The organism is Achromobacter sp., assembly GCF_057314935.1.
On sequence record NZ_DBHKZA010000159.1, the window covers coordinates 1 to 5510 of the forward strand.

6 protein-coding genes are annotated in these 5510 nt (G+C 63.9%); all 6 read left to right on the top strand.

Annotation, left to right across the window (positions count from 1 at the left end; translation table 11 throughout):
- Positions 1-163: 163 nt before the first annotated feature.
- Complete coding sequence (locus tag ACO6D5_RS29375; protein ID WP_485827339.1) at positions 164-1867, top strand: AMP-binding protein; 1704 nt, start codon at positions 164-166, stop codon at positions 1865-1867.
- Positions 1864-2718 (top strand): VOC family protein, encoded by an 855-nt coding sequence (locus tag ACO6D5_RS29380; protein ID WP_485827340.1) that lies wholly within the window; start codon positions 1864-1866, stop codon positions 2716-2718. The genes ACO6D5_RS29375 and ACO6D5_RS29380 overlap by 4 nt, the downstream gene beginning before the upstream one ends.
- Entirely contained in the window at positions 2715-3872 is a 1158-nt protein-coding gene (locus tag ACO6D5_RS29385; RefSeq protein WP_485827341.1) for an FAD-dependent monooxygenase, read from the top strand. Before ACO6D5_RS29380 ends, ACO6D5_RS29385 begins: the two co-directional genes overlap by 4 nt.
- Complete coding sequence (locus tag ACO6D5_RS29390; RefSeq protein WP_485827342.1) at positions 3869-4333, top strand: acyl-CoA thioesterase; 465 nt, start codon at positions 3869-3871, stop codon at positions 4331-4333. Before ACO6D5_RS29385 ends, ACO6D5_RS29390 begins: the two co-directional genes overlap by 4 nt.
- On the top strand, positions 4330-5082 hold the full coding sequence (locus ACO6D5_RS29395) for an aspartate racemase/maleate isomerase family protein (RefSeq protein WP_315847120.1): 753 nt from the start codon (positions 4330-4332) through the stop codon (positions 5080-5082). Before ACO6D5_RS29390 ends, ACO6D5_RS29395 begins: the two co-directional genes overlap by 4 nt.
- 123 nt (positions 5083-5205) lie before the next feature.
- On the top strand, positions 5206-5510 hold a 305-nt coding region (locus ACO6D5_RS29400), incomplete at its 3' end, for a TetR/AcrR family transcriptional regulator (protein WP_485827343.1).

Here is a 5510-nt window from a genome sequence, read left to right on the forward strand (position 1 = left end):
TGCGGGTCCGTGGCAATCATCACGGCATGGCGCTGGGCAAGGACGAACCGGCGGGCAGGGCCGTGGCGGCCCGGCATCTGGTGGAGTGGCTGCGTGCGCGCTGGTGAGGCGGTTCGTGGATAAAGGGATGGAGACGCGCCTGTCTGGGGCGAAAGAGGAAACTATGTCGAGTTTGGAAAATATCCTGCCGGCGCAGCGGTTGGCCGGGGTGCGCTACCCGGATGCGGCCCGGCTGAACGCCTATCTACAGCAGGGCGTCCTGACGCAGGAAACGCTGGTCGACGGGCTGCGCCAGGCCTTCACCGACCATGCGGACCGTCTTGCCCTGGTGGGGCCGGATGCGCAATACACCTACCGCGAACTGGATGAGCGCAGCGACCGCCTGGCCGCGGCGCTGCTGGACCTGGGGCTGCAACCGCTGGACCGCGCGATCTTCCAGTGCGGCAACAGCCATGAGCTGCTGGTCATGTTCTGCGCTTGCCTGAAGGCTGGCATCATTCCGGTCTGCTCGTTGCAGGCGTTCCGCAAGCTGGAGATCGAGTATCTGGGGAATTTGGCGGAGGCGCGGCTGCACCTGGTGCAAGGCGACGACCCCAAGTTCGACGACGTGGCGTTTGCCGAGCAGATGCAGCAACACGTGCCGTCGCTGGCGTTCGTGGTGCAAGCGCGCGGCACCGCCCGCGGGTCGGCGGCGACCGTCGATCAGCTTATCGCGTCGATGCCGCTGGCGGCGGCGCGAACCCGGCTTGGGCGGATTGCCCATCATCCGTTCCAGGTTGCGGTGTTCCAGCTGTCGGGCGGCACGACCGGCGTACCCAAGATCATTCCGCGCTTTCAGGCCGAGTATCTCTACAACATGCGCGCCGTGGCCGCCTGGAACCGGTACACGCCTGACGATGTGCTGTTCTTTCCCACGCCGTACATGCACAACCTGAACATGGGCTGCTTTTTTGGCCCGTTCCTGCTCAGCGGCGCAACGGTCACCGTCTGCCGCAGCCTGGACGACGCCACCTTGCAAGGGCTGGTGCGGACATACCGGCCCACGTGGTTCGGTGTGGCCGGTCCCATTCTTACGCGCATCCTGCCCGAACTGCAGCGTGCCAGCCCAGACGAGAAAGCGCGCCGCCGATTCGTCACCCCGCGCAATGCCGCAGGGATGCGCCGCACCACGGGATCGCCGGTCTTTCACATCTTCGGCATGACCGAAGGGGTGATCATGTTTGCAAGAGACGGCGACTGCGCCGACGTGCTGGAGCACTCGGTGGGCAGGCCGGTTTCCGCGCACGACGAGGTCAGGATCGTGCAGATCGGCACGGACGTGCCGGTAGCGGAAGGCGAGGTCGGCGAGGCGCTGTTCAAGGGACCTTACACGATCAGCGGCTACTACAAGTCCGAAGCCGAAGACGTGCATCGCTTCACGCCGGATGGTTTCTATCGGTCGGGCGATCTGATGCGGCGCCAGGTATTCGGGGATGCCGCCTACTACTTCTTCTGCGGAAGGATCAAGGACGTCGTCGATCGGGGCGGCGAGAAGATCAACGCCGAGGAAGTAGAGAACGTGCTGAACGGGCATCCGGAAATCTTGACCTCTGCCGTGGTGGCGATGCCCGACCCGGTCTACGGCGAGCGCGTCTGTGCCTTCGTGATCGCCCGGAATGCCGGATCGCCCTTGACGCTGCCGGCGGTCTGCCGCTATCTGCAAGACGCCGGGTTGGCGAAGTTCAAATGGCCCGAGCGCCTTGAAGTCGTGGACGAGTTCCCGCTATCGGCCTCCGGAAAACTCAGCAAGAAGGCCTTGCGCAGCCAGATCGCCGCCCTGTTGCAGGCCGAGAGCGGCCACACCCAGAATGGAGTCGATTCCCAATGAACACGTCCTTATCCCCTTTCTCGTCCGCGCCTTCCGTGCGTTTGCATGGGGTGCACCACACCGCCAGGCCGACATGGAAGCTCTCGGAAACGGTGCGCTTTTATCGGGACCTGCTGGGCTTGCCGCTTGTGCACGCGATTTCCGCGAAAGGGTGGGGTCCCGAGAATCATCCCGACTTCCTGCACTTTTTCTTCGACAGCGGCAATGGCAGCACGATCGCGTTCTTCTATTACATCGGCACGCAGCGGCCGGAACGCCTGGTCCCGACCGACCACTACCAGGACCGCGCGACGCATACGGCGTGGCGGGTGGAAAGTGAAGCAGAACTGCTGCAATGGCGGGCGCGAGTGGAGGCGGTCGGTATTCCCCTGCGCTATCAGATCCGTCACGAGGTGATCGAATCCATCTACTTCAACGATCCCAACGGCTATCCGATTGAGATCACCTGGCAGATGCGTCCGTTCAGCAGCGAAGATGCAGACGATGCCCAGAACACGCTGGAGGCCGCGATGCGGCTGGAAGAGCAGGGATTCACGGCCATTGAGCCCGTTTGGCAAGCCAAGGGCGCCGCGCTGGGTGGAAGCTCCGCCGGAAATGCCGCGATCTTCGTGCTGGATGTGCTGGAGTTCAAACCGCTGCTCGAGGTTGCCGCGGCCACGCCTGGCTACGCCGTGCAGCCTGCCGGCAACGGTTACGTGCGCATCGAGGGTTCGCCCGTGCTGACCTTCCAACGCAAAGCGCTGGGATTCAAACCCGCGGTTTGGTATGGCGCGCTCACAGGTGGTCTGGCAGGCCGCATCGAGCGTTTCGATATGGATTCTTTGGTGATCGCGCCGCTGGAGCAAGCATGAAAGCCGCCATCATTGGAGGAGGGCCTTCGGGCCTGTTCCTCTCCATCTTGTTGAAGCAGTCTCAGCCTGAGGCTCGCATCACGGTCTACGAGCAGAACCCCGCGGATGCCACCTTCGGCTTCGGCGTGGTCATGGCCGATACCGGGCTTGCCCACCTGCGCAATGCCGAGCCGCAGGTGTTCGACGCGCTGGTGGCGGCGATGCGCTTTAGCGACCAGCAGGTGATTGTGTCCCGCGATACGCCGGTCACGATCAAGCGCCCCGGCAGTGGCGGGGCCATCCCGCGCATCAAGCTGCTGCAGATCCTGGGCGACCGCGCCCGGGGACTGGGCGTCGACATTCGGTATGAGCAGCGCATTGAAGACTTCACCACGTTGGATGCGGACGTCGTCGTGGGCGCGGACGGCATCCACTCCCGCGTGCGCGACGGCGAGGCCGACGCGTTCGACGTGGCGCGCGCCAGTCTCTCCAACCACTTCGCCTGGTTCGGCGTCGAGAAGGCCTTTCCGTCTCCCAGCCTGGTGTTCCGCAAGCAGGGCGCGGGTTACTTCGTGGCGCACTATTACCCTTACTCCGAATCGATGAGCACCTTCGTGGCCGAGTGCGATCATCAGACCTGGCAGTCCCTGGGCATGGAAACGATGACTGCCGAAGCACGGAAAGCCGTGTTCGAGCGCGTTTTCGCACCGGAACTGGACGGTTGCAAGCTGGTTTCCAATCACTCCAACTGGCGCCAGTTCCCCGTTATCCGTGCCCGCAACTGGCATGTGGGGAACCGGGTGCTGATCGGCGACGCCCTGAGCAGCGCGCATTTCTCCATCGGTTCAGGCACGCGCATTGCGATGGAGGACGCCATCGCGTTGGCAAGGGCATTGAACGGGTCGCCCGACGATATCCCGCGTGCTCTTGAAGCGTATGTCGCCGAACGGCAGCCGCAAAAGCAGAAGCTGATCGGGGCATCCGAAGCCTCATTCAATTGGTACGAGAACATCCGGGAATGGATGGACACGTACGGGCCTCAGGAATTCGTGTTGCGGTTCATGACGCGCACCGGTCGCGTGGACATCGAGCGGCTGCGTGAACAATACCCCGCGCTGATCATGGGTTTCGAGGCCGCGGGACTGGTTGCGGCGCCCGCCGGGGAGCGCGCATGAAAGCCACGGAAATGGTCTTGACGACGGCGCCGTTCGTCGTCCGCCGGGAAGTCCGGTGGGGCGATTGCGATCCGGCCGGCGTTGTCTATACCGGGCGCTTTCCCGATTACGTGCTGGGCGCCGTCGCGCTTTATACCGAGCATCTGGGAGCAGGGCGCCGATTGGGGGATGCGCACGGCGTAGGCACGCCGTGCCGGGCCCTGTCGTTCGACTTCGTCGGCACACTGTGGCCGGGAGATGTGATCCTTATCGAGTGCCGCGTGGGCGCCTTGCGCACCCGATCCTTCGACATTGAACTGGCGGCCTGCCGACCCGACGGATCCGCCGTCTTTTCGGCAGTTTTTTCACCTATCTGCGTACGCCAGGACGAGCGAATCGGGACACCGGTTCCGGCGTCGCTTCGCGCGGTGCTGCTTGCCCACGGCGCCTACGAAACCCACACCCATGAAGGCGCGGCATGACCTACAGGATCGGCCAGATTGTCCCCAGCTCGAACGTCACGATGGAGCGCGAAGTCCCTGCGATTTTCGGGGCGCGCATGCAGGTTCTGCCAGAGCGCTTTTCTTTCCATGCCAGCCGGGTACGCATGCACCGTGTGGTGCCTGAGGAACTGCAGCGAATGAACCGCGACATGGGCCGCTGCGCATTGGAACTGGCGGACGCCCGCGTCGATGTCATGAGCACGGCTTGCCTGGTGGCGACGATGTGCATGGGCCTGGGCTACCACCGTCAGGCGCAGCGCGAATTGCAGGAGGCGCTGCAAGGCGCGCCCCATCTGCCCGCGATCATGACGTCGGCAGGGGCGCTGGTCGATCAATTAAAGGCGTTCGGCGCCAAACGCATCTCGCTTCTGGCTCCGTACAGCGATGCCCTGACCCGAGTGGTTGTCGACTACATCGAGGCGGAGGGAATCCAAGTGAAGGATTTCCGGAACTTCAGCATCCTGGACAACCTGCAAGTGGGAGAGCGGGATCCCCTTGCGTTGCTTGACGACGTCAAGGCGCTTGATACCGCCGGCGTGGATACCGTCGTGCTGTCGGCCTGCGTACAAATGCCGTCGCTGGCGGCAATCGAACGTGCCCAAGCGGCGCTGGGTATCCCGGTGACGTCGACCGCCATATGCACCGCCCGGCAAATGCTTGCGCAGCTGGACCTGGCGCTGGAGGCGCCAGGGGCCGGCGCGTATCTGGGAAGCCGAACCGGGCTGTAGTCTGAAGTCGAGGGCAGGCAGAGGCGCAGAAGCCTGCGCGCGGGATGGAGGCCGGATTATTTGCCAGGGGGGCAATAAGACTTTAGGATGCCTCCAACCCGTCCAATCTCCAAGAGTGCCGATATGCCCGCCATCAAGAGGCCCCCCGCCAGCGAGGCTGCGCCGCGCAAGCGCGGCCGTCCGCCCAGGGTCGAATCCCCCATCAATGACCAGGCGACGCTCAGCCGCGCCACCATCATTGCGCGCGCCATTTCATTGGCGCGCGAGACGTCGTTGGATCAGATCTCGATGGTTCAGCTGGCCAAGGACTTCGGCGTGGCGCCCGGGCTGATTCACTACTACCTGGGGGGCCGGGACAAGCTCATCACGGGCGTGCTGAACAACTATTACCGCGAACGGCTGGCCAGGATGCCAGCGTTGACGGGTAA

Excerpts from the sequence above, each read along its gene's own strand:
- ACO6D5_RS29375 (WP_485827339.1), top strand. The coding sequence starts at position 164 with ATGTCGAGTTTGGAAAATATCCTGCCGGCGCAGCGGTTGGCCGGGGTG.
- ACO6D5_RS29380 (WP_485827340.1), top strand. The coding sequence starts at position 1,864 with ATGAACACGTCCTTATCCCCTTTCTCGTCCGCGCCTTCCGTGCGTTTG.
- ACO6D5_RS29385 (WP_485827341.1), top strand. The coding sequence starts at position 2,715 with ATGAAAGCCGCCATCATTGGAGGAGGGCCTTCGGGCCTGTTCCTCTCC.
- ACO6D5_RS29390 (WP_485827342.1), top strand. The coding sequence starts at position 3,869 with ATGAAAGCCACGGAAATGGTCTTGACGACGGCGCCGTTCGTCGTCCGC.
- ACO6D5_RS29395 (WP_315847120.1), top strand. The coding sequence starts at position 4,330 with ATGACCTACAGGATCGGCCAGATTGTCCCCAGCTCGAACGTCACGATG.